Source organism: Streptomyces sp. sk2.1 (assembly GCF_008120935.1).
GTDB lineage: Bacteria > Actinomycetota > Actinomycetes > Streptomycetales > Streptomycetaceae > Streptomyces.
This window is the reverse complement of record NZ_RDBO01000014.1, coordinates 1-26,804: the sequence shown is the minus strand read 5'-3', so window position 1 is coordinate 26,804 and position 26,804 is coordinate 1. Positions and strand designations below refer to the sequence as shown.

The 26,804-nt window shown below is 73.8% G+C and carries 23 protein-coding genes and 3 tRNA genes; 16 read left to right on the top strand and 10 right to left on the bottom strand.

Annotated elements, in window-relative coordinates:
* Positions 1–233: 233 nt before the first annotated feature.
* Entirely contained in the window at positions 234–980 is a 747-nt protein-coding gene (locus tag EAO76_RS02315; RefSeq protein WP_148832779.1) for an SDR family oxidoreductase, read from the top strand.
* A 345-nt stretch (positions 981–1,325) separates the two neighbouring features.
* On the opposite strand, the gene EAO76_RS02310 is transcribed toward EAO76_RS02315, so the two are convergent.
* Together EAO76_RS02310 and EAO76_RS02305 are read right to left on the bottom strand one after the other, a co-directional pair.
* Positions 1,326–1,877 (bottom strand): MarR family winged helix-turn-helix transcriptional regulator, encoded by a 552-nt coding sequence (locus EAO76_RS02310; RefSeq protein ID WP_148832777.1) that lies wholly within the window; start codon positions 1,875–1,877, stop codon positions 1,326–1,328.
* A complete protein-coding gene (locus EAO76_RS02305; RefSeq protein ID WP_148832814.1) occupies positions 1,874–2,965 on the bottom strand; it encodes a PP2C family protein-serine/threonine phosphatase in 1,092 nt (363 codons plus the stop codon). The genes EAO76_RS02310 and EAO76_RS02305 overlap by 4 nt, the downstream gene beginning before the upstream one ends.
* 220 nt (positions 2,966–3,185) lie before the next feature.
* Between EAO76_RS02305 and EAO76_RS02300 the strand changes: the two genes are divergently transcribed.
* On the top strand, positions 3,186–3,686 hold the full coding sequence (locus EAO76_RS02300; protein WP_148832774.1) for a nitroreductase family deazaflavin-dependent oxidoreductase: 501 nt from the start codon (positions 3,186–3,188) through the stop codon (positions 3,684–3,686).
* A 35-nt stretch (positions 3,687–3,721) separates the two neighbouring features.
* Here the strand turns inward: EAO76_RS02300 and EAO76_RS02295 are convergent, their stop codons facing one another.
* Complete coding sequence (locus tag EAO76_RS02295) at positions 3,722–4,330, bottom strand: dienelactone hydrolase family protein (RefSeq protein WP_148832772.1); 609 nt, start codon at positions 4,328–4,330, stop codon at positions 3,722–3,724.
* Between the two features lie 496 nt (positions 4,331–4,826).
* Between EAO76_RS02295 and EAO76_RS02290 the strand changes: the two genes are divergently transcribed.
* Together EAO76_RS02290 and EAO76_RS02285 are read left to right on the top strand one after the other, a co-directional pair.
* Positions 4,827–5,741: a diiron oxygenase gene (locus EAO76_RS02290; protein WP_148832770.1), complete on the top strand. Its 915-nt coding sequence runs from the start codon at positions 4,827–4,829 to the stop codon at positions 5,739–5,741.
* 76 nt (positions 5,742–5,817) lie between these two features.
* A complete protein-coding gene (locus EAO76_RS02285; RefSeq protein WP_148832768.1) occupies positions 5,818–7,467 on the top strand; it encodes an FAD-dependent oxidoreductase in 1,650 nt (549 codons plus the stop codon).
* A 284-nt stretch (positions 7,468–7,751) separates the two neighbouring features.
* Here EAO76_RS02285 and EAO76_RS02280 read toward each other — a convergent pair whose 3' ends face one another.
* Entirely contained in the window at positions 7,752–8,279 is a 528-nt protein-coding gene (locus tag EAO76_RS02280; RefSeq protein ID WP_148832765.1) for a DoxX family protein, read from the bottom strand.
* 232 nt (positions 8,280–8,511) lie between these two features.
* Between EAO76_RS02280 and EAO76_RS02275 the strand changes: the two genes are divergently transcribed.
* Positions 8,512–10,527, top strand: a complete 2,016-nt coding sequence (locus EAO76_RS02275) for an NADPH-dependent 2,4-dienoyl-CoA reductase (RefSeq protein WP_148832763.1) — start codon at positions 8,512–8,514, stop codon at positions 10,525–10,527.
* 117 nt (positions 10,528–10,644) lie between these two features.
* Entirely contained in the window at positions 10,645–11,235 is a 591-nt protein-coding gene (locus EAO76_RS02270) for a PadR family transcriptional regulator (protein WP_148832761.1), read from the top strand.
* A 427-nt stretch (positions 11,236–11,662) separates the two neighbouring features.
* Here EAO76_RS02270 and EAO76_RS47465 read toward each other — a convergent pair whose 3' ends face one another.
* From EAO76_RS47465 to EAO76_RS02255, 3 genes are all read right to left on the bottom strand, one after another.
* Positions 11,663–11,941, bottom strand: coding sequence for a hypothetical protein (locus EAO76_RS47465; RefSeq protein ID WP_399461341.1), 279 nt, complete (start codon positions 11,939–11,941; stop codon positions 11,663–11,665).
* Positions 11,942–12,664: 723 nt separating this feature from the next.
* Entirely contained in the window at positions 12,665–13,678 is a 1,014-nt protein-coding gene (locus EAO76_RS02260) for a hypothetical protein (RefSeq protein WP_262375234.1), read from the bottom strand.
* Positions 13,675–14,607 carry a phosphatase PAP2 family protein gene (locus EAO76_RS02255; RefSeq protein ID WP_376296874.1) on the bottom strand — a complete coding sequence of 311 codons (933 nt, stop codon included), beginning with the start codon at positions 14,605–14,607 and terminating at the stop codon, positions 13,675–13,677. The genes EAO76_RS02260 and EAO76_RS02255 overlap by 4 nt, the downstream gene beginning before the upstream one ends.
* 165 nt (positions 14,608–14,772) lie before the next feature.
* Here EAO76_RS02255 and EAO76_RS02250 point away from each other — a divergent pair, with 165 nt between their 5' ends.
* From EAO76_RS02250 to EAO76_RS02230, 5 genes are all read left to right on the top strand, one after another.
* Positions 14,773–15,396: a TetR/AcrR family transcriptional regulator gene (locus EAO76_RS02250; protein WP_148832755.1), complete on the top strand. Its 624-nt coding sequence runs from the start codon at positions 14,773–14,775 to the stop codon at positions 15,394–15,396.
* Positions 15,397–15,638: 242 nt separating this feature from the next.
* Positions 15,639–16,466, top strand: a complete 828-nt coding sequence (locus EAO76_RS02245) for an SDR family oxidoreductase (RefSeq protein ID WP_148832752.1) — start codon at positions 15,639–15,641, stop codon at positions 16,464–16,466.
* A gap of 53 nt (positions 16,467–16,519) precedes the next feature.
* Positions 16,520–17,533, top strand: coding sequence for an SPFH domain-containing protein (locus tag EAO76_RS02240; RefSeq protein WP_148832750.1), 1,014 nt, complete (start codon positions 16,520–16,522; stop codon positions 17,531–17,533).
* Positions 17,530–18,429, top strand: coding sequence for a hypothetical protein (locus EAO76_RS02235; RefSeq protein WP_148832748.1), 900 nt, complete (start codon positions 17,530–17,532; stop codon positions 18,427–18,429). The genes EAO76_RS02240 and EAO76_RS02235 overlap by 4 nt, the downstream gene beginning before the upstream one ends.
* Positions 18,430–18,561: 132 nt before the next feature.
* On the top strand, positions 18,562–19,056 hold the full coding sequence (locus EAO76_RS02230; protein WP_148832746.1) for an FBP domain-containing protein: 495 nt from the start codon (positions 18,562–18,564) through the stop codon (positions 19,054–19,056).
* A 66-nt stretch (positions 19,057–19,122) separates the two neighbouring features.
* Here the strand turns inward: EAO76_RS02230 and EAO76_RS02225 are convergent, their stop codons facing one another.
* The gene (locus tag EAO76_RS02225) at positions 19,123–20,376 is read right to left on the bottom strand and encodes a cytochrome P450 (protein ID WP_148832744.1); all 1,254 of its coding nucleotides are present in this window, start codon (positions 20,374–20,376) and stop codon (positions 19,123–19,125) included.
* A gap of 176 nt (positions 20,377–20,552) precedes the next feature.
* On the opposite strand from EAO76_RS02225, the gene EAO76_RS02220 reads away from it, so the two are divergent.
* From EAO76_RS02220 to EAO76_RS02205, 4 genes are all read left to right on the top strand, one after another.
* A tRNA-Gly gene (locus EAO76_RS02220) sits at positions 20,553–20,626 on the top strand.
* Positions 20,627–20,632: 6 nt separating this feature from the next.
* Positions 20,633–20,705 (top strand) — tRNA-Ser (locus tag EAO76_RS02215).
* A 36-nt stretch (positions 20,706–20,741) separates the two neighbouring features.
* Positions 20,742–22,097 carry an SDR family NAD(P)-dependent oxidoreductase gene (locus EAO76_RS02210; RefSeq protein ID WP_148832742.1) on the top strand — a complete coding sequence of 452 codons (1,356 nt, stop codon included), beginning with the start codon at positions 20,742–20,744 and terminating at the stop codon, positions 22,095–22,097.
* A complete protein-coding gene (locus EAO76_RS02205) occupies positions 22,094–23,308 on the top strand; it encodes a ribonuclease inhibitor (RefSeq protein WP_148832740.1) in 1,215 nt (404 codons plus the stop codon). The genes EAO76_RS02210 and EAO76_RS02205 overlap by 4 nt, the downstream gene beginning before the upstream one ends.
* Positions 23,309–23,373: 65 nt before the next feature.
* Here the strand turns inward: EAO76_RS02205 and EAO76_RS02200 are convergent, their stop codons facing one another.
* Positions 23,374–25,215, bottom strand: a complete 1,842-nt coding sequence (locus tag EAO76_RS02200) for an AAA family ATPase (protein ID WP_187438434.1) — start codon at positions 25,213–25,215, stop codon at positions 23,374–23,376.
* Entirely contained in the window at positions 25,212–26,618 is a 1,407-nt protein-coding gene (locus EAO76_RS02195) for a DUF2201 family putative metallopeptidase (protein ID WP_148832738.1), read from the bottom strand. Before EAO76_RS02195 ends, EAO76_RS02200 begins: the two co-directional genes overlap by 4 nt.
* Positions 26,619–26,724: 106 nt before the next feature.
* Between EAO76_RS02195 and EAO76_RS02190 the strand changes: the two genes are divergently transcribed.
* Positions 26,725–26,800 (top strand) — tRNA-Trp (locus tag EAO76_RS02190).
* The last annotated feature ends 4 nt before the right edge of the window (positions 26,801–26,804 follow it).

Sequence of the window (26,804 nt, the reverse complement as noted above, 5' to 3'; positions counted from 1 at the left end):
AGGCGGCGCTCATATGGTAACCACACGGCGCTTTGATCATCCAGGTGGCCCCGTTCCGGGCCGTGTCGGGGGTGCGTCCGGGTGCCGCCGCCGGGTGGGGCGTGCGGGTCGGTGGCCCTCCCGTCGGCCGACCGGCGGAAGGCGTCCGGGATTTCCCGGATACCTGTCACAGATGCCGTCGCCTTCCTGTCATCCCCGGTGAGTGCAGAAACCACCCCGAGAGGATTCCCGACATGAAGGTCGTAGTGATCGGCGGCACCGGACTCATCGGTTCGAAGCTGGTGGCCCGGCTCGGCGAGCAGGGCCACGAGGCGGTGCCCGCCTCCCCCGGCACCGGCGTCGACACGCTGACGGGCAAGGGGCTGGCCGAGGTCCTGGAGGGGGCCTCGGTCGTGGTCGACGTCTCCAACTCCCCCTCGTTCGAGGACGACGCGGTCATGGAGTTCTTCCGGACCTCGACCGCCAATCTCCTCCGGGCAGGGGCAGAGGCCGGTGCGACCCACCACGTGGCGCTCTCCGTGGTCGGCACGGACCGGCTCCAGGAGAGCGGCTACTTCCGTGCCAAGCAGGTGCAGGAAGAGCTGATCAAGGACTCCGGGATGCCGTACTCCATCGTCCACGCCACGCAGTTCTTCGAGTTCGTGCAGGGCATCGCGGCCTCGGCGACCGACGGCGGCACCGTCCGGCTGGCGCCCGTCATGATCCGGCCCGTCCACTCCGACGACGTGGCCGCCGCCGTGGGCCGCACGGCAGTCGGCGCCCCCGTCGACGGGGTGGTGGAGGTGGCCGGTCCGGAGGTGTTCCGGCTGGACGAGCTCCTCCGCGAGGACCTCGCCGCCCGGAACGATCCGCGCGAGGTCGTCACCGACGCCCGGGCCCCTTATTTCGGCGCCAGGTTGCAGGAGTCCACGCTGCTTCCCGGCCCGGACGCGCACATCGCCGGGAACCGGTTCGCCGACTGGCTCGCGCGGCAGCGGTGAACCGTCGGGCGACCCCGGTGCCGGCGTTGCCGGCCGGACACCGGGCGCCCCCGTCGCACGGGCGCCCGGCCCGGGACCGTCCGGTGTCCGGCCGGGCCCTTCGGCATCGATCCTCGCGTTCCGGACCCAGCGGGGACGGATCCACGGGCCGGCTGCCGCCCTGGTCCCGGGCCCCGTGGAACAGTTCCGCGGGATCGGTGATCCCGTGGCCGTCGCGCAGCCCGGTCACCGCCATCGGCGCCGGCCGGTGGCCGGCCGCCGAGGACAGCGGCCGGGACAGCTCGCCCCACCAGTCGTGGGAGTGGTCGGCGTCGGGCTGCTCCCGGCCGGACGGACGTGCCCGGGTCAGCGGTCCGGGCCCTGCCCGGTGCCGTGCTCCGTCGTCATGTCCGTCCAGCCGAGCGGGTACAGGTCGTCGGCCCGGCCCTCCGGTGCGGGCGGTTCGCCACCCGCCTCGTTGAAGGCGGTCAGCGCCTCGACGAGGGCCGTCTGCTGCCCCGGGGCGAGCCGGGCGACGATCGCGGCGATCTCCCGGCGCCGGCTCGCGGTGACGTCCTCGACCGTGCGCCGCCCCTCCTCGGTGAGCCGGAGGAGGGTTTCACGACGGTTGCCGGGATTGGTCCGCCGGTCGACGAGGCCGGAGGAGATCAACCGGTCGACCATGCGCATCGCGGTCGAGGGGGCCACGCGCAACAGCTCCGCGAGCGTCACGAGTTTGGCCTCGCCCCGCGTCGAGAGCACCACCAGCATCCGGAACTGCGCCAGGGTCACCCGGTCCTCGACCTCGGCGAGCGAGTTCGCGGCGACCGCGACGAGTACCCGTGACGCCGTGAGGACGGCACGGGTCACCGCGTCGACACCGTCGACGCTCCCGGCCCGGTCCTTCTCCTCGGTCATGCACCCTTTCTACCGCGCTTCGGCGCGGCAGTGTTCACCCGTCCGCCGGTGCCCTCCGTCGCCGTCCTCCGCCGTTCCTCGTCCCGGGACCCTCGGCGGCGCAGCAGCAGCATCGCCGCGTCGTCGTGCAACGGACCGGCCACGTGCCGGACCACGTCCGCACGCAGCGCTTCGAGGGCGGCCTGTCCATCGGGGTCGCCGAGAAGGGCGGAGCGTTCGCCGAGCGGGTAGAAGGTGCCCGCGTCGTCGCGCGCCTCGGTCACCCCGTCCGTGTAGAGCAGCAGTTGCTCCCCCGGCGCGAAGCCCACCCGGTAGGGCCGGGGCGGTTTCCCGCCGTGCAGTCCCAGCCCCAGCGGCAGCGCGTGGGCGGGCGGCAGCGGGAAGTCGACCGTGCCGTCGCGCCGGACGAGCATCGGGGCCGGGTGCCCGTAGTTGAGGAGGACGGCCTCCTCGTCACGGCCCCGTACCTCCGCGAGGACGGCGGTCACGAACCTCTCGCCGTTCGCCTCCCTGGCCACGCTCCGCTCCAGGCGGGCGCCGAGGGCCGTCAGGTCCCGCGCGTCGTGCGCGGCCTCGCGGAACGCGCCGAGGACCACGGCTGCGGTCTCCACCGCGCCCAGCCCCTTGCCCTGCACGTCTCCGATGATCACCCGGGTTCCGTACGGGGACGCGACCACCTCGTACAGGTCGCCGCCGATCCGCGCCTCGGCCATCGCCGAGGTGTAGGAGACCGCGATCCGCAGCGGGCCCGTGCTGCGCGGCACCGGCCGCAGCAGCACCCGCTGCGCCACTTCCGCGATGGAGCGGACACTGGCCAGTTCCGCCTCCCGCCGGCCGCGCATCACGGCCCCGGCGACGCCCGCCGCGGTGACACCCACCACGGAACCCATCGCCGTGGAGCCGCGCCGGGTCTGGAAGAGCCCGTCGTACATGCCGAGGCCCACACAGAGCAGCAGTGCCACGGCGCCCGTCAGTACCGTGCGCCGCCACGTCCCGATCAGCCCGGCGAAGGCGGGACCGAGCGACACCAGGGGGAGGAATCCCACCCCGGGGCCCGCCATGACGTCCACGACGGCCACGACGGCCATCACCACGGCCGGCAGGCAGTACAGCACCACGGGGCCGTGCGGTCGCCCTGTACGGGACACGGCGCTCTCCACTCGTATCGCACTCGCCCGGCCGACCGGACCCCCCACCGTTTTAGACTATGCAATAGTTGCATCGACTAAGGGTCTTCGGCGGGTTCTCGTTACGCAATCGAGGCCGTCGGCCCGGCCGCTCCGAGCCCGGGAAAGGTGCGTGTCGACGATGACTCCGCGACGTACGACAGAGGGCCGTCCCCGGCTTCCGTCCGGCTGGCGGCGACGGCTGACCCGGCTCCCGATCGGCCTGTACCGGGTGGGCCTGGGCCCGTTGTTCGGCAAGCGCCTCCTGCTGCTGCACCACAAGGGGCGCACCAGCGGTCTCGACCGGAAGGCGGTCCTGGAGGTCGTCGCCCGCGAGCGCGGCAGCTGGACCCTGGCCGCGGGCTTCGGCCCGGAGTCCGCCTGGTACCGGAACCTCCGCCACACCCCTCGGACGACGATCCAGTCCGGCCGCCGCTACTACGCGGTCACCGCCCACTTCCTCACCCCGGAGGAGGGCGGCGAGATCAYGGCCCGCTACGCCCCCGCCCACCCCCGCGTCGCCCGCCGCCTCTGCGCCTTCATGGGCCTCGACGTCGACGGCAGCGAGGAGTCCTTCCGCCGGGCCGGACGACAGATCCCGTTCGTACGCCTCGACGCCGCGGCGGGGCAGCGCCTGCCCTGAACCCCGGGGCCGGTGTGCCGCGCGGTCCCGCCGGGTCAGGCGTCGCGGGCGCCGGTGGTGTCCGGAGCGATGTCCAGGTCATGGAGGAACGTCAGCGTGCGGTCGAGGAACAGCGCGGTGGCGTCGGCGTCGTAGGACGACAGGGAGCTGTCGGCGAACAGGTGCCGGTCGCCGGGGTACAGGTGCAGTTCGCCGTCGGGGACCTCGGCGACGAGGTCGCGGGCGGCGTCCGCGTCGCCGTCCTCGGTGAACAGGCGGTCCGCCTCCATGGCGTGGACGCGGACCGGGAGCCGCGACGGCCACGTCCCGAAGAAGGAGGCCGGCACGCACGAGTGGACGAGTACGGCACCGAGGGCACCCGGCCGGGTCTGGGCCAGTTTCTGCGCGGGGAGCACGCCGAGGGAGAAACCGATGTACACCTGCTCGGCGGGCGAGCCGTCCACCGAGCGGACGCCGCGTTCGAGCAGTTCGCCGCTGCCGACCTCGGCCATGTACTCGACCCCCTCGTCCAGGGTGTCGAAGGTGCGGCCCTCGTACAGGTCGGGCGTGTGCACGCGGTGTCCCCGGCCGCGCAGTTCGTCGGCGAACGCCTTCACCCCGGGAGTGAGGCCCTGGGCATGATGGAAAACGGTCACTTCGGCCATCGTGGACCTCCAGCGGTATCGGGACGGCTTCCGGTCCCGGATCGGAATTCGGAATGACGGGCACGGGCGCCGTCATGTGACAGCGATGGCACCCGGCCCGGAGGTCGTCACCGTACCCGTGCGCACTGACACACGATCGCTGCCGCCCGGCCCGCCACCGTACGCGGCTCCGCCCCGCCGTCGTGGGCGAGTTGACCCCACCGCCGCGTGCGACCCGGTCCCGCCGTCCTCGTGTGCGGGCAGCGCCGGAGCACGACCGCTCCCGGCCCGCGAACCGTGGGTGGCAGGGGGTCGGAAGGGGGAGAGATGGAGCGGATTCCTCACGAGGGGTAGGCCGACACGGCACTCTTGCTATACGTTCCGTCTAACAGCTTGCTAGACACGACGTCTAACAAGCCGCGAGGGAGGCACCGGGCGACCACGGCCCCGCCGGGCGGACACGGGGCGGGCCGATGGGCCGGCGTCGGGGCGATCTGTCGATTCAAGGAGCCGCATCATGGCAAGCAGCACCGTTCGGCCGGAGGACCGGGACCGGCTCGACGAGCACGACGTCGCACGACGCCTGCTCGAATCGTCGGCGAAGCTTTCGTACGACCCGGCCACCGAGGTGGACTGGGACACCCCGCTGGACAAGGACTTCCACGGCGCCAGCCCCGAGTGGAGCACGCTCTACGGCACGGCGTACTGGAACGAGCTGACCGACGCGCAGCGCAAGGAGCTGACGCGGCAGGAGGCCGCCTCGGTGGCCAGTACCGGCATCTGGTTCGAGATGATCCTGCAGCAGATGGTGCTGCGCGACATCTACACGACGGACGCGACGGACCCGCGGTTCCAGTGGGCCCTCACCGAGATAGCCGACGAGTGCCGGCACTCCATCATGTTCGCCCGCGGCGCCGCGAAGCTGGGCGCCCCCGCGTACCGGCCGCGCCGCGCGGTGGTCGAACTGGGCCGGGCGTTCAAGACCCTGGCGTTCGGCGAGGCCGCGTACGCCGCGATCCTGGTCGCCGAGGAAGTGCTCGACGTCATGCAGCGCGACTGGATGCGGGACGAGCGGGTCGTACCGTTCGTGCGCACCATCAACAACATCCATGTCGTGGAGGAGTCCCGGCACATGAAGTTCGCGCGCGACGAGACCCGCAGGCGCCTGCGGAGCGCGGGCCCCGTGCGCCGGCAGCTCAACGCGTTCGTGATCGCGGTCGCGTCCTACTTCATCGTCACCAGCATGGTGAACCGGGAGGTCTACGCGAACGCCGGGCTCGACACCCGGCGCGCGCTCGCCGAGGCCGGGGCCAACGAGCACCACAAGTCCCTCATGCGGTCCAGCTGTTCGGGCCTGATGGAGTTCCTGGCCTCGGCCCGTCTCCTCACCGGGCCCGCGCTGGCCCTCTACAGGCGCGCCAACCTGATCTGACCCGAGCACCCGAGCACCCGAGCACCCGAGCACCCGAACATCCGAGCATCCGAGCCGAGCGACCCGAGCTGACGAGATGACCTACGCCATCACCCAGACCTGTTGCAGCGACGCCACCTGCGTCGCCGTGTGCCCCGTCAACTGCATCCATCCGACGCCGCAGGAAAGGGCGTTCGGGAGCACGGAGATGCTGTACGTCGACCCGAGGGCCTGCATCGACTGCGGCGCCTGCGCCGACGCCTGCCCGGTCGACGCGATCTTCCCGGTGGACGGTCTGCCCGAGGGGCAGGAGGAGTACGCCGCGATCAACGCGGCGTACTTCGCCGGCCGGGAACCCGCGTCGGGTGACACGGGACCCAACTTCCACCACTGGGACGCGCCTTCGTTCGAGCGCAGCCTGCCGGCCGACTTCGCCCCGATCCGGGTCGCGGTCGTCGGCACGGGACCCGCGGGCATGTACGCCGCGGAGGACCTGCTGCTGCACACCAACGCCGAGGTGACCCTGGTCGACCGGCTGCCGGTGGCCGGCGGGCTCGTCCGGTACGGCGTGGCGCCCGACCATCCCGCGACCAGGAAGGTGGGCGACACCTTCGCGCGCTTCCACACCCATCCCCGGGTGCGGATGCACCTGGGGGTCGAGATCGGCAAGGACGTCACGGCGGAGGAGCTCGCCGCCCATCACGACGCGGTGATCTACGCCGTCGGCGCCTCCGCCGACCGCCGCATCGGCATCCCGGGCGAGGAGTTGCCCGGCAGCATCTCGGCGACCTCGTTCGTGGCCTGGTACAACGCCCATCCCGAGGTCGCGCCGGACGCCGTCGACCTGTCCTCGGAGCGGGTGGTCGTGGCCGGCAACGGCAATGTCGCGCTCGACGTGGCCCGCATCCTCGTCACGGACCCGTCGGCGCTGGCCGGCACGGACATCGCCGATCACGCCCTCGCCGCCCTGCGCGCCTCGAAGGTGCGCGAGGTGGTGCTGCTGGGGCGGCGCGGTCCCGAGCACGCGGCGTACAGCGCCTCCGAGTTGCTCGCGCTGAAGCACCTGCCGGGCGTGGAGCTGGTCGTGGACGACCACGACCCGCGGACCGGCGCGGCCGTCGACGGCGCGGCGGCGGACGGGAAGGCCGCGCTGCTGCGGGACGTCGCGCGCGAAACGGTGGACTGGTCGCAGGCCCCGGCGCCGGGGCCGGGGCGGCGCATCGTGTTCCGGTTCCGCTCCGCGCCCGTCCGGGTGCTGGGCGACGACGCCGTGCGGGGTGTGCGCGTGACGGGGGACGCGGGCGAACTGGACGTCCCGGCCGGGGTGTTGCTGCGGGCGGTCGGCTATCGCGGCGTCCCGGTGGCGGGGCTGCCCTTCGACGGGACGACCGGCACCGTGCCGCACGAGGGCGGGCGCGTGACGGGGCGGTCCGGGACGTACGTCGTCGGCTGGATCAAGCGCGGGCCCTCGGGCGGGATCGGCGCCAACCGCGCCTGCGCCGCGGAAACCGTCGGCACGCTCCTGGCCGATGCCGTCGCGGGCGCCCTGCCCGCTCCGGCGCCCGCCCCCAAGGCGTTCGCGCGCCTGGCCCGGAGCCGCAGCCGTCATGTCGTCGACGCCAAGGGACTGGCCGCCATCGAACGGGCCGAACTCGCGCGGGGCCGCGACGGCGGACGCCCGCGGGTCAAGTTCGGCACGGTGCCGGAGCTGGTGGCGGCGGCGCGGGGCGGTCGCTGGAAGCCGTAGCGCCGGGGCCGGGTCCGCCGTGCCCGGCCGCCCCGCTCCCCGGCCGCGTCACCGGCCCCGCGCGCACGGCGCGTGCCCGGGGCCGGGCGGCTCCCTCCCTTCGGTGCCGCCCGGTCCCTGGGCACCCCCGGGGTCCCGTCCCGCCGTCCGGTGGTCCCGACGGCCCCCGGTCCGCTGCCGGGATTCCGTACGCCGGGCCACCGGGCCACCGCCGGGAAGCACGGGATCGCCGTCCGGGCCGCACCGGTCCCGTCGGGCCGCCGGGCCGTGAAATCGTCAGGCCGTCAGGTCGTGTCGGGGTCGATCTCGACGCGGCCCCTGGCTCGCTTGCCGACCACGGCCGCCGCCGCGACCGCGCTGCCCGCGAAGGCCAGCGCGACCATCCACGGCCGGTCGAAGACGTGCCGGGTCGCGTGGTCGACGGAGTACCGGCCCGGCCCGGTCAGACCGATCGCCGCGGCGGTGAAGCCGAGGAACGCCGAATACTCGTAGCCCCCGCCCTGCGCGAAGAACCCGGCGGGCGCGTGGACGGCCACGGCGCCCGCCATCGCCCCGGCCGCGGCCGCTCCGGCCGCCGGGGTGGCGAGGCCGAGTGCCAGCAGCACCCCGCCGCCCGCCTCGCCGAGCCCGGCGGCGACCGCGCTGTGCTTCGGCGGGTGGAAGCCCATCGCCTCCATCGCGGCGGTGGTTCCTTCGATCCCTCCGCCGCCGAACCAGCCGGCCAGTTTCTGGGTGCCGTGCGCGGCCAGTACCGCGCCGGTGCCGACGCGCAGGACGAGCAGGCCGAGGTCACGCCTGTTGAGGCAGGCCATGGGGGTCTCCACAGGAATCCGGGTCGGGTGATGGTGCGCCATCTGCCCCGTACCGGACGGATGCCGCTGTTCCACTTTCCGGCGCTCAGGGTGTCGGCGTACCCCGCTGCTACGCCGTCCGGGGGACGGTCCGACCCTCGGCGCTGCGACGCATCTCATTATGCAACTTGTTGCACATCGGTATTTCGCTGGTCTACAACTGGCGGAACGACACTGCGCGAGGAGTCACCGCATGAGCCCGTACCCGAATCTGCTGAGCCCGCTCGACCTCGGGTTCACCACCCTCCCCAACCGGGTGCTGATGGGGTCGATGCACATCGGTCTGGAGGAGGTCGAGCACGGCTTCGAACGGATGGCCGCCTTCTACGCGGAACGCGCCCGGGGCGGCGTCGGCCTGATGGTCACCGGCGGCATCGCCCCGAGCGCCCGCGCCTGTTCGCTGCCCGGCGGGGCGAAGATGACCACCGGGGCGGAGGCCGAGCAGCACGCCCTCGTCACCCGGGCCGTCCACGAGGCGGGCGGCCGGATCGCCATGCAGATCCTGCACTTCGGCAGGTACGCGCACCACCCGGACCTGGTCGCGCCGAGCGCGATCCAGGCACCGATCAGCGCCTTCACCCCGCACGCCCTGGACGACGACGAGGTCGAGGAGACCATCGAGGACTTCGTCCGGGCGGCAGGGCTCGCGCAGCGGGCCGGGTACGACGGCGTCGAGATCATGGGATCCGAGGGCTACCTGATCAACGAGTTCATCGCCGCCGCCACCAACCACCGCACCGACCGCTGGGGCGGCTCGTACGAGAACCGCATCCGGTTCCCCGTCGAGATCGTGCGCCGGGTCCGCGAGCGGGTCGGCGACGACTTCATCCTGATCTACCGGCTGTCGATGCTGGACCTGGTGCCCGGCGGTTCCTCGCTGGAGGAGGTCGTGCACCTGGCCCGCGAGATCGAGGCGGCCGGTGCGACGATCATCAACACCGGGATCGGCTGGCACGAGGCCCGCATCCCCACCATCGCCACCTCGGTGCCGCGCGGCGCCTACACCTGGGTCACGGAGAAGGTGCGCGACGCCGTCTCCGTCCCCCTGGTGACGAGCAACCGCATCAACACGCCCGAGGTCGCCGAGGAGGTACTCGCCTCGGGCCGGGCGGACATGGTCTCGATGGCCCGGCCGTTCCTCGCCGATCCCGACTTCGTCACCAAGGCCGCCGAGGACCGCGCCGACGCGATCAACACCTGCATCGGCTGCAACCAGGCCTGCCTGGACCACATCTTCAGCGGCAAGGTCACCTCCTGCCTGGTCAACCCGCGCGCCTGCCACGAGACCGAACTCGTCCTGTCGCCCACCCGCACCGTGAAGCGGGTGGCGGTCGTGGGCGCCGGGCCCGCCGGTCTCGCGTGCGCCGTCTCGGCGGCCGAACGCGGGCACCGGGTGACGCTCTTCGACGCGGCCGAGGAGATCGGCGGCCAGCTGAACGTGGCGCGCAAGGTCCCCGGCAAGGAGGAGTTCGACGAGACGCTCCGCCACTTCCGCACCCGGCTGCGGGAGGAGCGGGTCGAACTGAGGCTCGGTACGCGAGTCACCGCCGACGCGCTCGACGACTTCGACGAGATCGTCCTCGCCACCGGCGTCACGCCCCGCTCCCCCGCGATACCGGGCCTGGACCACCCCAGCGTGGTCGGCTACCTCGACGTGCTGCGCGACGGGGCACCGGTCGGCGAGCGGGTCGCGATCATCGGGGCGGGCGGCATCGGCTTCGACGTCGCCGAGTTCCTGACCGACCCGGGCGAATCGGCGAGCCTCGACCCCGAGGTGTTCTTCCGCCAGTGGGGCGTCGACACCGACTACCGCGAGCGGGGCGGGCTCCGCGCCCCGGAGCGGACGAAGGCGCCCCGCAGCGTCCATCTGCTCCAGCGCGGAACCGGCAAGGTCGGCGCGGGGCTGGGGAAGACGACCGGCTGGATCCACCGCACCGAGCTGCGGCACCGCGGGGTCACGACGGTCGCGGGCGCCACGTACGACCGGATCGACGACGACGGGCTGCACCTCACGGTCGACGGCCGGCAGCACCTCCTGCCGGTCGACACGGTCGTGATCTGCGCGGGCCAGGAACCGAACCGCGCACTGTACGAGGAGCTGCTCGCCGCGGGCCGGCCCGCGCGTCTGATCGGCGGCGCCGACGTGGCGGCCGAGCTCGACGCCAAGCGGGCGATCCGCCAGGGCACGGAGCTGGCGGCCTCCCTCTGACGGGGCCGGGCGCTTCGGGCAGGGCCGGGGGCTTCGAGCGGGGCCGGGGTCGGCATGCTTCGGGCGGGGCCGGGAACACCGGCCCCGGCCCGCCCGGCCGTCCCTAGGATGCACTCCATGTCACTCCCGCACGCGATCCTCACCGCCCTGCTCGAAAAGCCGTCGTCGGGGCTGGAGCTGACCCGCAGGTTCGACCGGTCGATCGGCTACTTCTGGTCCGCCACGCACCAGCAGATCTACCGGGAGCTGGGAAAACTGGAGCGGAGCGGCCGCATCCGGGAGCTGCCGTCGCAGCAGCCCGCCCGTGGCCGGAAGAAGGAGTACGAGGTGCTGCCCGCGGGCCGCGAGGAACTCTCCGCGTGGGTGGCCCGTCCCGAGGACCCGCGGCAGATCCGCGATCCGCTCCTGCTGCGGATGCGGGCGGCGGCGGTCGTGGGGGCGCCCGGTCTGGACGCGGAGCTCCGCCGCCACCTCGAACTGCACCGCCGGCAGCTGGCGGAGTACCTGGAGATCGAGGAGCGGGACTTCCCGCCCGGCCGGAACTCCGAGGAGGACCGGCTGCGCCACCTGGTGCTGCGCGGCGGCATCGATCTGGAGAACTTCTGGGTCGGCTGGCTCACCCGGGCCCTGGACACCGCACCCGACGCACCGGGGGCCGCGGAACGGCTCCCGGGCGAGGAGCCGGAGCCGGGTCGGCCGACCGGCTGACGGCGGGCACCGCCCCACCACCCGTCGCGCCCCACCCCCTCCCACCCCGCCGACCGGCGTACGGTCGAGTTCCGGCCGGAGTGCCGACGTGTTTTCGGCAGGGCGTTCGAGGGCCACTCGGGCAGTGGCTTCGGGCGCCCCGTTGCTCCGATCATGAACCGTGTGGACCTGACCGGTTCATGATCGGCAACCGGGTCGGGACCGCCTCTGCCGGATGACGTCGCCGATTGATTCGGGTGCCGTCGTGGTGACCGGTCGGCGGGTGGTCGGCACGCTGTCCCTTCCGGGCCCTCGTGGTTCGTGTCCCCGACAGGCATGGCCCTCGGAGATCCGGTTCCCGGCACACGGAAGGGGGAGCTCCGCCGTGCGGCGCTCCCCCTTCCTCCTTGCGGTGGGGCTCTGGTCACGTACTGAAGGTCTCCGGTGGTCAGGCGACGGTGGTCAGGGTCTTCCCGGTTTTGCCGGCCGGGGCCGGGGCGACGCGCCCGGGGATGCGACGGCTGTAGAGGTTGTTGGCGACGCCGGCGGCGAGGGTGAGGGCGACGCCGGTGATTTCGGCGGTGGTGGGCCGGTGGCCGCGGACGGCCTCGATGGCGAAGGAGGTGAGGGGGACGAGGTTGATGAACAGGACGCCGTTGGCGGGGCCGAGGGTGTGGGTGGCGTGGTTGAGGGCGAGGACCGCGATGGCCGTGGCCGGGACGGCCATGTAGAGGATCTGCCACCAGCCGGCCGCGCAGTCGGCGGCGCCCGGGGTGGGGATGGCGCCGAGGGCGCCGGAGGCGAGGGTGACGACCGCGATGGTGACGGCGCCCAGGACACTGGTGACGGTGGTGTAGCGCAGGACGGAGAAGGCCGGGAAACCGGCTGCGCCGGTGGTGCAGACGACCCAGCCGACGACTCCGGCCAGGATGCAGAGTCCTCCGGAACCGATGCCGCCGGTGAGGACGACGAGCGGGTTGCCGTGAACTCGACGCCCGCTTCCCCGGCCTGCTCGGCTCCGTCCTCGACGCGGTCGAGCGGACCGAGCCGGCTCTTCCGTCCGTCCGAGCCCTTCGGGGCACCGCGCTCGTGGTGGTCACCGGCTTCAGCAACCGGTCGCACCCGCCCATGTCCGGCGGGCCCGGCCGCGGATCGGTCGGCAGCCGCCCGGTGTGCGGGGAGATCGCCTTCGCCCCGCCCCCACCGGCTCCGGCGCACTCGGCCGCGGCGGCGGGCTCACGCCCGGGCGGCACCGGATGCGCCGGCGCCTTCACCGCCGCCTTCCGCGGCATCTCGTACCGCCGGGCCCTTCCGGCGGTCACGACGGATCCGCCCGAAGACCCACTCATGCGATCCGTGCGCGAAAAGGTCTCCCGACCCGGCCTCGGTCAACGCACACGGCGTGAACGGCCGAACGGCCCGCACCACCGATCACGCCGGCAGCGGCATGTCACGCGCCTCGGACGGACTGGTAACCGAGCCCGTTGCCCAGACGGTGGCCGCCGTCCCCGCTGCCCGACCGGTCCCCCGGGAAGCTGTCGAGAACAGCAGGCGGGTCCAGCGGGCCCCGGCTCCCGATGACGACGCGCGAGGGCGTTACCGCCCGCGCCGCCGCGGCGTCCCGGTCGTCGGCGGCCGGTGCCTGCGCCTGGGCGCGACTGAGCAGGAACACCCCGCGCGCCGCCGCCGCCGTCCCGAGCAGTGCCGGGAGCAGGCCGATCGTCCCGCCCCGGAGGTGTTCCCCCAGCAGGGCCAGCCCGATGACCGCGGCGGCCATCGGGTTGGCGAGCGTGACGACCGCCAGTGGTGCGCCCAGGCCGTCCCGGTAGGCGGTCTGGGAGAGCAGCAGCCCGACCGCCGCGAACGCGGAGACGAGCAGGGCGACGACCACCACGCGCCCGCTGAGCAGTGGGCCCGTGCGGTCGGTGACGGAGACGGTCAGTGTCTGGGTGAGCGCGGAGGCGACCCCGGAGGTGATGCCGGAGGCGGCGGCGTGCCGCAGGCCGGGGCGGGCTCCCGGGCGGCCGAGCCCAGCGACGACGGCCACGGTCCCGGCCGCGACGGCCAGGGCCTCGGGGAGACCGAGCGTCTCGTGCGGGGCGGCGCCGCCCGTGGTCATGAGCAGGGCGCCGAGGCCGAGCAGGGTGAGGGCCGTACCGCGCCACTCGGCCGTGGTGACCCGGCGTCCCGCGGCCCTGGCGCCCATCGGCACGGCGGCGACCAGGGTGAGGGCGCCGAGCGGCTGCACCAGGGTGAGCGGACCGTACTTGAGCGCCGCGACGTGCAGCAGCGCGCCGCCGGCGTTCAGTCCGACCGACGCCCACCAGGCGCCCCGCCCGAGCAGCCTCAGCACACCGGCGTCCGGGTCGGTCCGTCCGGCGAGCCGGGCCTGTGCCACCGCGGCCGCGGCGTAGGCGACGGCCGAGACCAGGGACAGCGCGACGGCCGCCGCGGTGGCGCTCACCGCCGGGTCCCGGGGGCCATGGAGGTCCCGGCGGCCCCCGGGATCTCGGCGGTTGCGGCGGTCCCGGCCGTTCCCGGCGGGGCGTACGAGGAGGACGGACGCGGCCGGGGGCCGGGGAGAACGCCCGGTCCGACGGCCCCGGACACGGCTGCCGCCACCGGCACGCCCGTCGCGGACGACCACGGGAGGTGGGCGCGCACCGGCTCCGCGCCCGGCAGCCGCAGCGCCGCGAGGGCCACCGCGAGCAGCGCGGAGACCACGATCGAGTCGAGCCAGTAGTGGTTGGCCGTGCCGACTATCACCAGCAGGGTGACGGCCGGGTGCAGCAGCCACAGCCAGCGCCACCGGCTCCGGGTCGCGACGATCAGCCCGACGGCGACCATCACCGCCCAACCGAAGTGCAGTGACGGCATGGCGGCGAACTGGTTGGCCATCGAGTCGGTCGACGGCGTCGCCCCGTACACCGTCGGCCCGTACACCTGGCCGGTGTCGATCAGCCCGGTGGCGGCCAGCAGGCGCGGCGGGGCGAGCGGGAAGAGCAGGTGGAGCACGAGGGCCGCGCCGGTGAGCGCGGCGAGGACCCGGCGCGACCAGACGTAGTGGCGCGGGCGGCGCCAGTAGAGCCACACGAGGAAGAGCGCCGTGGCCGGGAAGTGCACGGTCGCGTAGTAGGTGTTCGCGAGGTGGACCAGGGTCTCGTCGCGCAGCAGCAGGTCCTGCACCGCGCCCTCGGCGGGCAGGTGCACGGAACGTTCGAGGTCCCAGACGTGCCCGGCGTTGGCGTACGCCTCGTCGACGTGGCCGTTGGCGGCCTGTCGGCCGAGTTTGTAGACCACGAAGAGTCCCACGACGAGAAGCAGCTCGCGGATGAGGGGCGGTCGGGCAGAACTGTCCGGCTCCCGGTCCGCTGGCTCGTTACCGGCGTACATCACCCGGTGCCCCTTTGCTGACGAAGCGGTGTTGCGGCGGCATGGTCTGGACCACGCCTTATCGATACGCCAGTGTACCGATACGGTCGCGTATCGGTACACGCACGTATCGGTACACTGGCGTATCGGATGACCTCGTCGCAGATTCGCCGAGAGGGAACACGCATGTCGCCGCAGGAAACCGCCCCGGAGCCGACCCACACCGCACGCCGCTCGAAGATCACGCCGGAGCGGGCGCAGGAGTTCTACACGGCCGTGCTCGACATGCTGCGGGAGTCCGGTTACGAGTCGCTGACCATGGAGGGGGTCGCCTCGCGGACCCGTTGCGGCAAGTCCACGCTCTACCGGCAGTGGGGCTCCAAGCCCGAACTGGTGGTGGCCGCGCTGCACGGCACCCGGCAGGCCCTGCTCCCGCACATCGACACCGGCACACTCGCCGGCGATCTGCGCGAGGCGGCACGGGCGATCGGCGCGGGTTCGGGGCGGGACACCCCGCTGATGCACGCGCTGAGCCATGCCGCGCTGCAGAGCCCCGAGCTGCTGTGCGCGCTGCGCGAGTCGCTGATCGCACCCGCCGTCTCGGCGATCGACGCCATGGTCCGGCGGGGCGCCGAACGCGGCGAGTTCCCGGTGGACGCCCCCGCGGCGGAGTTCGTCTCCGCGCAGCTGCTGGGCGTGCTGCGCGCCCGGCCGCTGCTGGAGGGGAAGTACGCGGACGAGAGTTATCTCACCCGCTTCGTGGAGAACGCGATCCTTCCCGCACTCGGGCTGGGCGCTTCCGCGACCTAGCCTTTCAGTCGTGGGCCGTCCGTCCGAGCGGATGACGGCGGCCCGCAGGCGCCGCACCGTGGGGACGGGGGCGGCGCACCATCCGGGCGGCCGGTGACTCCTCGGGGAGCCACCGGCCGCCCGCGGTTCCGCACCTCCTCGCCATCCGGCACCTGTTGTACCAAACAAACGCTCGGTAGATTGTCCGGACCGGTCGGCGCGACCTCGGCCGCACGCGCACTTCGAGGACAGTGGGGCGGACGATGGACATCGGCGATCCGATCGACTTCACCGGGCGGGCGGTGCTCGTCACCGGTGGCACGAAGGGCATCGGCGCCGCGATCGCCGGGGCCTTCCTGGCCGCCGGGGCGGAGGTACTGGTCTGCGGGCGGAACGAGCCTCCGGAGCCGCCCGGAAGCGGTCCGCGCCGGGCGCACTTCCGGGCGGCCGACGTCCGCGACCCGGTGGCGGCCGCCGCCCTGGTCGACGCGGCGGCGGAACGGTTCGGACGGCTGGACGTGCTCGTCAACAACGCGGGCGGCTCCCCGGACGCCGACGCGGCCACCATGTCGCCGCGCTTCTTCGAGAAGGTCGTCGCCCTGAACCTGCTGGCCCCGTTCCACCTGTCACAGGCCGCCAACCGGGTCATGCGGGAGCAGCCCGGGGGCGGCTCGATCATCAACATCGGCAGCGTCTCCGCGCACACCCCCCAGCCGGGCACGGCCGCCTACACGGCGGCGAAGGCCGGGCTGCTGGCCCTGACCCGGGCACTGGCCCTGGAATGGGCGCCGCGTGTGCGCGTCAACCACATCACGGCCGGCCCGGTCCGCACCGGGAGCGCGGCGTCGGTGTACGGCGAGGGCGGCACCGAGGCGGTGGCCGGGGTCATCCCGATGCGGCGGATGGCGGAACCGGACGACGTGGCGCGCGCCTGCCTGTACCTGGCGGGCGGGCTGGCCCGGTACGTCAACGGCGCCGATCTGGCCGTGCACGGCGGCGGCGAGGCGCCGGCCAGGTTCCTCGCCGTGCGGGACGGGCGGAGCGGGTCGCCGGGGGCGGAGCCCGGCGACCGATTATTTTCGTCCCCTTGACGATAATGAGCCATTCCTCTTATCGTCCCCATGACGAGAAAAAGGGGACCGACATGGCCGACATCACCAGGCGCTTCGGCTTGCGCCATCTGCGCTCCGCGCCCACCGCGCACATCCGCCACCACAAGCGGGGCCGGCTCGCCCACGACGGCCCCGGGCTGAGCTTCTGGTACCGCTCACTGACCGCGGCCCTCTCCGAGGTCCCGGTCAACGACCGCGAGCTGGCGATGGCCTTCCACGCCCGCACGTCCGACTTCCAGGACGTGACCGTGCAGGCCACCGTGACGTACCGGATCGACGACCCGGCCGAGGCCGCCGCCCGGCTGGACTTCTCGATCGACCCGGACACCGGGGCCTGGCGCGGCGCGCCGCTGGAACAGATCGCCACGCTGCTGACCGAGACCGCCCAGCAGCACACCCTGGACGTACTGGCCAGGACGGCGCTGGCCGAGGCCCTGGTGGACGGTGTCGCGGCGGTGCGCGACCGGGTCGCGGCGGGGCTCGCCGCCGAACCGCGGCTGCCCGCCACGGGCATCGACGTGGTGGCCGTGCGGGTGGTGGCCATCCGCCCCGAGGCCGAGGTGGAGCGCGCCCTGCGCACCCCGGCCCGCGAGCAGATCCAGCAGGAGGCCGACCGGGCCACCTACGAGCGCCGCGCCGTGGCCGTCGAACGGGAACGGGCCATCGCCGAGAACGAGCTCGCCAGCCAGATCGAACTGGCGCGCCGGGAGGAGCAGCTGGTCGAGCAGCGCGGCACCAACACCCGCCGCGAGGCCGAGGAGAACGCGGCGGCCGACAAGGTGCGCGCCGAGGCGGAGGCGGCCCGCAAGGTGCGCCTGGCGCGGGCCGAGGCCGAGGCGGCGCGCGAGGTCGGCGCCGCACGGGCCGAGGCCCAGGCCGCCTGGCTGCGGGTGCACGGCGAGGTGGACGACGCGACCCTGCACGCCCTGGCCGCGACCCGGCTCGCCGAGAACCTGCCGCGCATCGACAGCCTCACCCTCTCCCCCGACGTGCTCACCGGCCTGCTCAGCAAGCTCGGCCGGCCCGGCCCGGAGACCCGGGCATGAGCCTGGCACCGCGCGCGGTACTGGTCCACCGCACCACCGAGTACGAGGAGCTGCTGGCCCGCCACGGCACGCACGGCCAGGCCGCGTTCTTCCTCTCCAGCCGGGGCCGGTCCATCGACGAGGTGGCCCGGCGGCACCGGCGGACCCAGCAGGCGCTCGCCGACGTGGCGGCGGCCGTGCCGCTCCAGTGGCGCCATTCGCGGGTGGAACGCGCGGACCTGGACCGCTTCCTGTTCGGGCCCGAGGACGTGGTGGTCGTCGTCGGACAGGACGGGCTCGTGGCCAACGCCGCCAAGTACCTCTCCGGCCAGCCGGTCGTGGGCATCGACACCGACCCCGGGCGCAACCCGGGGGTGCTCGTCCGGCACCGGCCCTCCGACGCGGCCGCCCTGCTCAGGGCGGCCGCGGCCCCCGGCGGCGCGGCGGACGAACTCACCATGGTCGAGGCCGTGGCCGACGACACCCAGCGCCTGGTCGCCCTCAACGAGATCTACCTGGGGCCGCCCGGCCACCAGACCGCCCGCTACCGGATCGGCCCGGACGCCCCCGACGCCTCCGCCGAACCGCAGGCGTCCTCCGGCGTCCTGGTCGGCACGGGCACCGGCGCCACGGGCTGGCTCCGCTCGCTGTGGCAGGAACGGCACAGCGAGCTCCGCCTCCCGGCGCCCACCGACCCTCGCCTCCTCTGGTTCGTGCGGGAGGCCTGGCCGTCCCCGGCCACCGGCACCTCGCTGGTCGCGGGCGAACTGGGGCGCGGGCAGGGGCTGCGGCTCACCGTCGAGTCCGACCGGGTGGTGGCCTTCGGCGACGGGATGGAGGCGGACGCGCTGGAACTGACCTGGGGACAGACGGTGCGGCTCGGCATCTCGGCGACCTCGCTGCGACTGACCGTCTGACCACCCGGCCGGACGGCCGTCCGAACGACCTGGCGACCTGGCGACCGGGTGGGCACCGCCCCGGAGCAGGCCCCCTTCCTTGCCTCATTAACCATTTGCCTAGTGATCGTAGGCAGAGTTAGCGTCCCCGGCATGAAGCCCATGAGTGAACAGGACATCCGCACGTCGTTCGTCAACTGCTCCAAGGGGGAGGCCAAGCGCCTGCCGCTCCCCCGCGACCTGGACGAGCAGCCCTGGGACGACCTGGACTTCCTGGGGTGGCGCGACCTCTCCGCCCCCGGACGCAGCTACCTCGTCACCGAGTACGCCGGGAGGCTCACCGGCGTGGCGCTCCGGTTCCCCTCCCGGCAGCGCGGTTTCCTGCACCGGAGCATGTGCTCGCTCTGTCTGACCACGCACCCGGGCGACGGCGTCTCCCTGATGACCGCCCGGAGGACCGGGGCCGCGGGCCGGGAGGGGAACTCGGTCGGCCTGTACGTCTGCACCGACCTCGCCTGTTCGCTGTACGTGCGGGGCAAGAAGGCCGCCGCGCCGGGCGCCCGCTTCAAGGAGACCCTGACGACGGAGGAACAGGTGGAGCGGACCAGGGGCAACCTCGACGCGTTCCTGGCCAAGCTCATCGACTGAGTCCGGGACGGGACCGGTGGCCGGTGGCCGGTGGCCGCTCGGACGCCCCGGGCCGTCGTCGGGCCCTCACCGGGCGGCGCCCGGTACGCCGCCGGGAGCCGGGGCGTCGGCGGTGAAGGTGACGGGCAGCTGCTCGGGGCCGCGCAGACCTCCCGGCCGCCACCGCAGCGCCTCGGGCGGCACGGCCAGGGCGAGGCCGGGCAGCCGGCGCAGCGCGGTGCCGATGGCGACCTGGCCCTCCAACCGGGCCAGCGGAGCCCCCAGGCAGTAGTGGATGCCGTGCCCGAACGCGAGGTGGGCGTTGTCCTGCCGGGAGACGTCCAGGCGGTCGGGGTCGGGGAAGCGTTCCGGGTCCCGGTCGGCGATGGCGGACGCGATCAGCACCGTCGCGCCGCGCGGCACGGCCACGCCCGCGATGGTGACGTCCTCGCGCGCGAACCGGGCGATGCCCGGGCTGACCGGGCCGTCGTACCGCAGGAACTCCTCGATCGCGCCCGGCAGCAGCGCCGGGTCGTCCCGCAGCGCCCGCAGCTGGTCGGGGTGGGCGAGCAGGGCCGCGATGCCGCTGCCGATCAGGTTGACGGTGGTGATGTAGCCGGCCACCAGCAGCAGGAAGGCCATGGCGATCAGCTCGTCCTCGTCGAGCCGTCCCTCCTCGTCCCGGGCCGCGATCAGCGCGCTGAGCAGGTCGTCCTCGGGACGGGCCCGCTTCTGTGCGAGGAGCCCGGTCAGATAGCCCCGCATCCGTCGCCACGCCCGGTCCGTCCGGGCCGGGTCCGGCCGCTCGGCACCCCGCAGGATCATGTCGTCGGTCCATCGCCGGAAGTCGTCCCGGTCGGCGGCGGGCACGCCGAGCAGTTCGCCGATCACGGTGACCGGCAGCGGCAGGGCGAAGCTCTCGACGAGGTCGGCACGGCCGTCCGGCCCGATCGCGTCGAGCAGCCGGTCGGCGATCTCCTGGACGCGGGGCCGCAGCCCGGCCACCCTGCGCGCGGTGAACGCCCCGGAGACCAGGCGGCGCAGCCGGGTGTGGTCGGGAGGGTCGGAGCGGAGCATGTTGCGCAGCACCGACTCGCGGTCCGTGGCGGGCAGCAGTTCGACGAGCCGGGGGTCCGACGCGTCGCGGAGGTCGCTGCTCAGGCGCGGGTCGGACAGGGCCGCCAGGCCGTCCTCGTACCGGGTGACCAGCCATGCCTCCAGCCCGCCCGCGATGGCGGCGCGCCGTACCGGGCCGTCGTCGCGCAACCGCCGGTAGAGCGGGAAGGGGTCCGCCACGAAGGCCGGGTCGGTGTAGGGCAGGAGCACCGGCTGCTGGCTCATCATGCCTCCCGGAGGGCACGGGCCTTCGCACGGGCGCGAAGGGCTCCGGACCGCGTCGAGCTGCCGTGTCCAGTCCAGCGTAATGCGCCTCGAACACCGCCGAACGGCCGGACGGTGCCGCCGGGAGCCCGCCCGGCCCGCACCCGGGACACCGTCGGTATGATCATCGGCACTGTCCGGACGTAGCGCAGAGGCAGACGCGCCGACTTGCCAAGTCGTGAACACGTCGGTTCGAATCCGACCGTCCGGGCAGCCCGGTCCTTTAGCGCAGAGGCAGTCGCCCCCTCCTGCTCGGAGGGAACACGCCGGTTCGAATCCGGCCGGGACCACCGGGGCGGGCGACAACGGCACGGAGGCGGAGGGGCATGGCGCGGAGCGGTGACGAGGAGCGGCTCAGCGACGAGGAGCTGGCGGCCTTCGACCGCACGGTCGGGAAGCTGCGCGCCCTGCCCGTCGACGACCCGGTGCGCCTGCGCGCCGAACAGGTCGCCGCGTCCTTCACCCGCGACGGCCGCACGCGCCGCCGCAAGGCCCGCAGCGACGCCTGTGCCGAGGCCGACGCCGCGGTCGTCGCCGCCACCGCGACCGGTGCGCTCGCACGGCGCGAGGACGCACCGCTGTCCCGCGAGGACGCGACGGGCGGCGGGACCTTCCACCGGCCCCGGCGCTGTTACGTCTGCAAGTCGTTCTACCACCGGGCCGACACGTTCTACCACGCGCTCTGCCCGGACTGCGCCGCCGACAACACCGCCCGCCGCGCCCTGTCCACCGACCTCACCGGGCGCCGGGCGCTGCTCACCGGCGGCCGGGTCAAGATCGGCTTCCAGCTGGCGTTGATGATGCTCCGCGACGGCGCCGAACTCCTCGTCACCTCCCGCTTCCCGCAGGACACCCTGCGCCGGTTCCGCGCGGAGCCCGGCAGCGGGGCGTGGCTCGACCGGCTCACCGTCGTCGCCGTCGACCTGCGCGACCCGCGCCAGGTCCTGGGGCTGTGCGAACGACTCCACCGGGACGGCGAGCCGTTGGACATCCTCGTCAACAACGCCGCCCAGACCGTGCGCCGCCCGCCCGAGTCGTACGCGCTGCTCGCCGCCGGTGAGACCGACGCGCTCCCCGAGGGCGCCTGGGCCGCCCCCGGCTACGCGCCGATGCGGGCCCTGGCGGCCCCCGCCGCCTCGGGGGCGCTCGCACTGGTCCTCGCGGAGGCGGACGCGGCGGGGCTGCTGCCCGACCGCGCCCCGGTGAACTCCTGGTCCGCCCGGATCGGTGAGCTGGACCCGGCCGAACTGCTGGAGACCCAGCTCGTCAACGCACTCGCGCCCGCCCTGCTGGTGGACCGGCTGCTGCCGCTGCTGCTCGCCTCGCCCCGGCCGAACCGGTACGTCGTCAACGTCACGGCCGTGGAGGGCCGTTTCGCCGTGCGACGCAAGACCGCCGGGCATCCGCACACCAACATGGCGAAGGCTGCGCTCAACATGCTCACCCGTACCAGCGGGCCCGAACTCGCCGCGCGGGGCGTCCACATGTGCAGCGTCGACACCGGCTGGATCACCGACGAGAACCCGCTGCCGAAGAAGAACCGGATCGCCGCCGAGGGTTTCCGCACCCCGCTGGACATCGTGGACGGGGCGGCGCGGGTGTACGACCCGATCGTGCGGGGCGAGGCGGGCTCGCCCGTGTCGGGCGTCTTCCTCAAGGACTACCGGGAGGCGGCGTGGTGACCGGTCCCACCGGGCCGGAAGGCCCCGCCGGGGACGCGTCCTTCGCGGGTGTCCCCCACGTCCTGCCCCGTTCGATCGCCGACCTCGGCCCGCTGATCGACTGGCTGCGCGGCGGCGCGGCCACCGACCGGCGGCTCGACTTCCCGGCCGGGACCGCGATGCCCGACGGCCGGCTCGACCTGTGCAAGCAGGCCCTCGGCCCCGAGGGAGCCGCCCTGGTCGCCGAGGCCCTCGGTGACGCCGCGGCCCCGGCCCGGGTCCGGCACCTGCTCCTGGGCACCGACGGGCTCGGCGACGACGGGGCCACGGACGTCGCCGAACGGACCGTCGGGGCGGGCGTCGAGACCCTCTACCTGGGCTGCAACGGCATCACCGCGGGCGGCGCGTGCCGGATCGCGGACAGTCTGCGCGCCTCCGAACACGTCGTCAGCGGGGTCTGGCTCAAGCGCAATCCGCTGGGCACGGGCGGCGGGCGGGCCGCGGCGGACCTCGTCGCCGCCGCGGCCGGACTGCGCACCCTCGACCTGGTGCAGACCGGCCTGGACCCGGCGGGCCTCGCGGTACTCGCCGAGGCGCTGCTCGGGGCCGCCGCCTCCGGGCGCCGGGTGGAGCGGCTCTTCGTCGGCGGGAACCCGCTCGGCCGTACCGGGGCGGCCCCGCTCGCCGCGCTGCTCGCCGCCGGGGCGGTCGGCGAACTGTACGTGTCCGCGGCCCGGTTGGGCGACGACGGGGCGCTGCTCCTGGCCGACGCCCTGGAGCGCGCGCCGTACGGCCGTACCGCCCGGCTCTCCGTCGCCAGCAACGGTGTCGGGCCGCGGGCCGCCGCCCGGCTCGTCGCCGCGGCGGCCGGCGCGGGCGTCGAGCTCCTGGACCTCGGCAGGGTCCGGGCCGCCGGGACCCTCGGCGCGGCGGACAACCGCCTCGACCTCGCCGCCGCGACCGCGATCGGCGAGAGCCTGGCGGCCCGTGAGCACCGCCTCACCCATCTCGTCCTCTCCCACACCGGGCTGCGCAGCCGCGAGGCGCACCGGCTCCTGGACGCCGCGCCCCGGGCCACCACCGCGACCCGCTTCGTCCTCGGCAAGGGCATCGCGACCAGTGTCCGGCACCGGCTGGACGCGTTCAGCGCGCATCTGCCCAGGCCCGCGGTCTCCGCGGACGTCGAGGCGGTCCGCAGCGTCCACCGGACGCCCCCGCCCCGGGACCGGTAGCTCCGGAGCCGTGGTCCGGCACGCCCCTTCGGGCCCGCCGGATCACGGGGGGGCACGGGCGGACCTCAGCGGGGCATCGCGGCGAACACCTCGATCCAGAACCGCTGGTACGGCTCCGGGGCGCCGACCAGGTAGGTCGAGCGCAGCTTCGGCGGCAGCAGCGCCACCAGCCTGGTCACCGCCCTGCGGTGCTTCTTCAGCTGCGACAGCTCGGCGTTGGCGATGATCTGGTGCACCACGTCGCTGTCGTCGCCGCCCTCCGACGACCGGTCCGCGGCCCGCCGCAGCCGCCGTTCCCAGGCGTCCACCTGCCGGGCCAGCTCCCGCAGCCCGGTCACCGGCCGGTCGTTCAGCCGCTCGACGAGACTGGTCAGCTGCACCGGGGCGTACTCGCCGTCCCCGAGGTACACCGTGCCCATCTCCAGCGGAAGCCCCCGCTGGTGGAGCTTGATCAGCCGCTCGATGGTCCGCTTGGTGATCCAGGCCCGGCCGTCCTCGTCGATGTCGTGCTTCCACCAGTCGAGCACGGTCTCGGCCACCGCCCCGTACTTCTCGATCAGCCACTCGTTGGCCGGGATGTCGCCGGGACCCACCATCAGCGAGGCCGTGAACCGGGTCGCCTGGGCGATGTTGTTCCGCGCCACGAGCAGTTTGCGGCCCAGGTGGTACGGCGGGTTCTGCACCGCGATCTGTGCCCGCAGCCCGTCGATCGGCCGGCCCGCCAGCGACCACTCCTGCGTGATCTCCATCAGCTTGGCGAACGCCGCCCGGTCCTTGGGGCGGTTGTACTCGTCCCAGACGATCGCCTTCGGCCCCGCGTCCGTGAACACGGCCGCCAGCAGGTTCTCCAGGGACCCGTCGGGGGTCGGGATCGGCGCGCAGAGGTCCTCGACGTTGGTCACCGGGAGCGAGAAGTACAGTGGCTCCCGCCCGTCCAGGCCCTCCCGGACCGTCTGCCGGACCAGTTCGGTCTTGCCGCATCCCGGCGGCCCCTGGAGCAGTACGGTCCACCGGTTGCGCAGCGCCGCCCGCACCACCCGGCGCACGGGGTCGGCGATCCGGGCCGGGTTCGGCACGCCCAGCTCGTGGGCGATCCGGTCCAGGATCTCCTGGGTGCGGTTCGGTCCCGGGCGGCCGTCGGGGAGCGGTTCGGAGAGCCTCAGCCGCTCCCCGTTGACCAGGGGCAGCCCCCAGCTCAGCGGGAAACCCTCCTGGGCGTTGGCGATGATGTGGTCCAGGGTGCGCGGCGACAGCAGCTCGCGCAGCGCGGAACTCAGCGACGCCCACAGCGAGAACACCCCGCCGAGGTCCCGGTCGCGGTATTTCGCGGCCAGTTTGAACCGCCAGGCCGTGTCGTTCGCGGTGATCCTGATGGTGACCATCCGGTCCAGGATCGCCAGGTCGCCGCGGCGGGCGGCGGTCTCGTTCAGCGACTCGTTGTCGGTGAGGAAGACGCCGACGCAGCCCAGTGCCCGCAGGTCGTATCCGCCGAGCGTCCAGTTGCAGGCGATCTGCATCAGCTGCGACTGGATCGACTCACCGGCCTGCAGCGAGTCGTCGATGAGCAGGACGAACGGCTTCCCCGGCCGCAGCCGGTCCATCACCAGCTGCCGCAGCACGAGTTCCCCGGTCCGCCCGTCCCGTACCGGGGCGTTGACCAGCAGGTCGTCCGGGGTGAGGTTGGCGGCCGGGACGAAGACCAGTTCGGCGTCCGGGTACGCCTCGGCGACGTGCGAGAAGAACGTCGCCGTCTTGCCGACGCCGTGCTCGCCGAAGACCTGGCCCGTCTGCCCCATGTCGATCATCGCGTCGATGAAGGACGCCAGCCGGGACACCCCCGTCCAGCCCTCGGGCGGTTGCGGGTAGGTGGCGTTGGGCCGCCACGGAACGGTGCGGGGCGTGGTCATCTCGATCCTGTCGTGACGCGATGGCAGGCCATCGGGGGGTTGTGGGAGTCGGGCCAGTCGTCGCCGCCCTCGGTGATCAGCCAGATCCACTTGTCGGGTTCGGCCGGGGTGATGGGGGGCGCGTGGCCGTCGGTGAGCACCACGACGGCGTCCGGGGTCTCCTCGAAGGGCCGGCCGTCGACGAGCGTCCGCCCCTCCACGTAGTCGGCGACGGCCCGGAAGCTCGTGCCCCCGCCTCCGTACACCCGCTCGCCGGGGCGGAACGGCATCACCACGGCGTCGAAGGAGAGCCAGTGCGCCTCCACCCCGTCGATCCCGCCGACCAGTTCGGTCAGCCAGTGGACCACGCGGTCCGGCATCGACCCCGAGGTGTCGTACGCGATGACGAGCACCTTGTCCCGCACCGGGCCGCGCCGCGAGAGGAGCGGGTCGTGCCCGAGCGCGGCGAGCAGCGCGCCCCGCTTCTTCGGGTACACCAGCCGCTCGCCGTCCCGCAGTTTCGAGGCGACGACGTCCACCAGCCACCGCTGCCACCAGTCGACCCGCCCGGTGCCCGGGGTCCGCCCGCGCAGCAGGCCCGCGCCGAGCCTGCCCCACATCCGGCTCACCCGTTCCGACGCCCCGTCCGTGCGGTCCACCAGGTCGCCGAGTTCCGCCTCCGCCACCGCGTGGCCGCGGCGGGCCGCGAGCAGCGAGTTGAGCAGTACGGAGGACACCATGGTGTCGACGGTCTCCTGGTCGGCGGGCACCTGGGTGTGCGAGAGCCGGACGCACAGCGCGGGTGCCGGTACCGGCGGGTGCGCCATCCGCTTCAGTTCGCCGTACACCGACATGTCCGTGGCGACGAAGACCGAGTGGTCCACCGGGTCCAGGCCGTGCGCCAGCAGGTCCTCCCGGTAGGCCGTGTGGATCTCGCGCGGATCGATGCCCACCGGTCTGCCGTCCCGGAGCGGAAGTTCCCCCATGCCGAGCCGGACCATCGCCACGTGGTTGATGGAGACCTCCGCCGCCAGGGTGAACACCGGGTCGTCCCGCAGTTCCTCCTCCACGAACAGGTGCCGGTGGACCAGGTGCCGCGCCTCGTGGAACAGGACGAACTTCACCCCGTCGAGGCCGAGGGCGACGAAGAAGTCCGGGTTGTACAGGAGCAGGCAGGTTCCGTCGCCGCTCGCCACCACCGCGGCGGTCTCCACCGCCGTGGTCGGTATCTGGTGGCGGCACTTGGCGTGGATCCAGGAGGCCACCACCGAACCGGACAGTCCGAGGTCCAGCAGCGCGGCCTCCTTGAGCCGCCGCGCCTCCTCGATCACCGCCCCGTCGGCCGGCCGCCACCGCTCCAGCGCGTGCCGGTCCGTCAGGTCGATCACATGGCGCGGCCGTTCCCCGCGCTCCCCGTACGCCATCCCGAATACCCCCTACATGTCCCGTCGCCCCTGCCCATCGGGAGTGCCCGTTCACGGGCGACGGTGTTCTCGTCCCGGCGGGACAGCCCTTAGGATCGGCGGCAGGGCGGGGTCGTAGCGCAGGGGCAGTCGCACCGGTCTCCAGAACCGGAACACGCTGGTTCGACTCCAGCCGCCCCGCCTCCC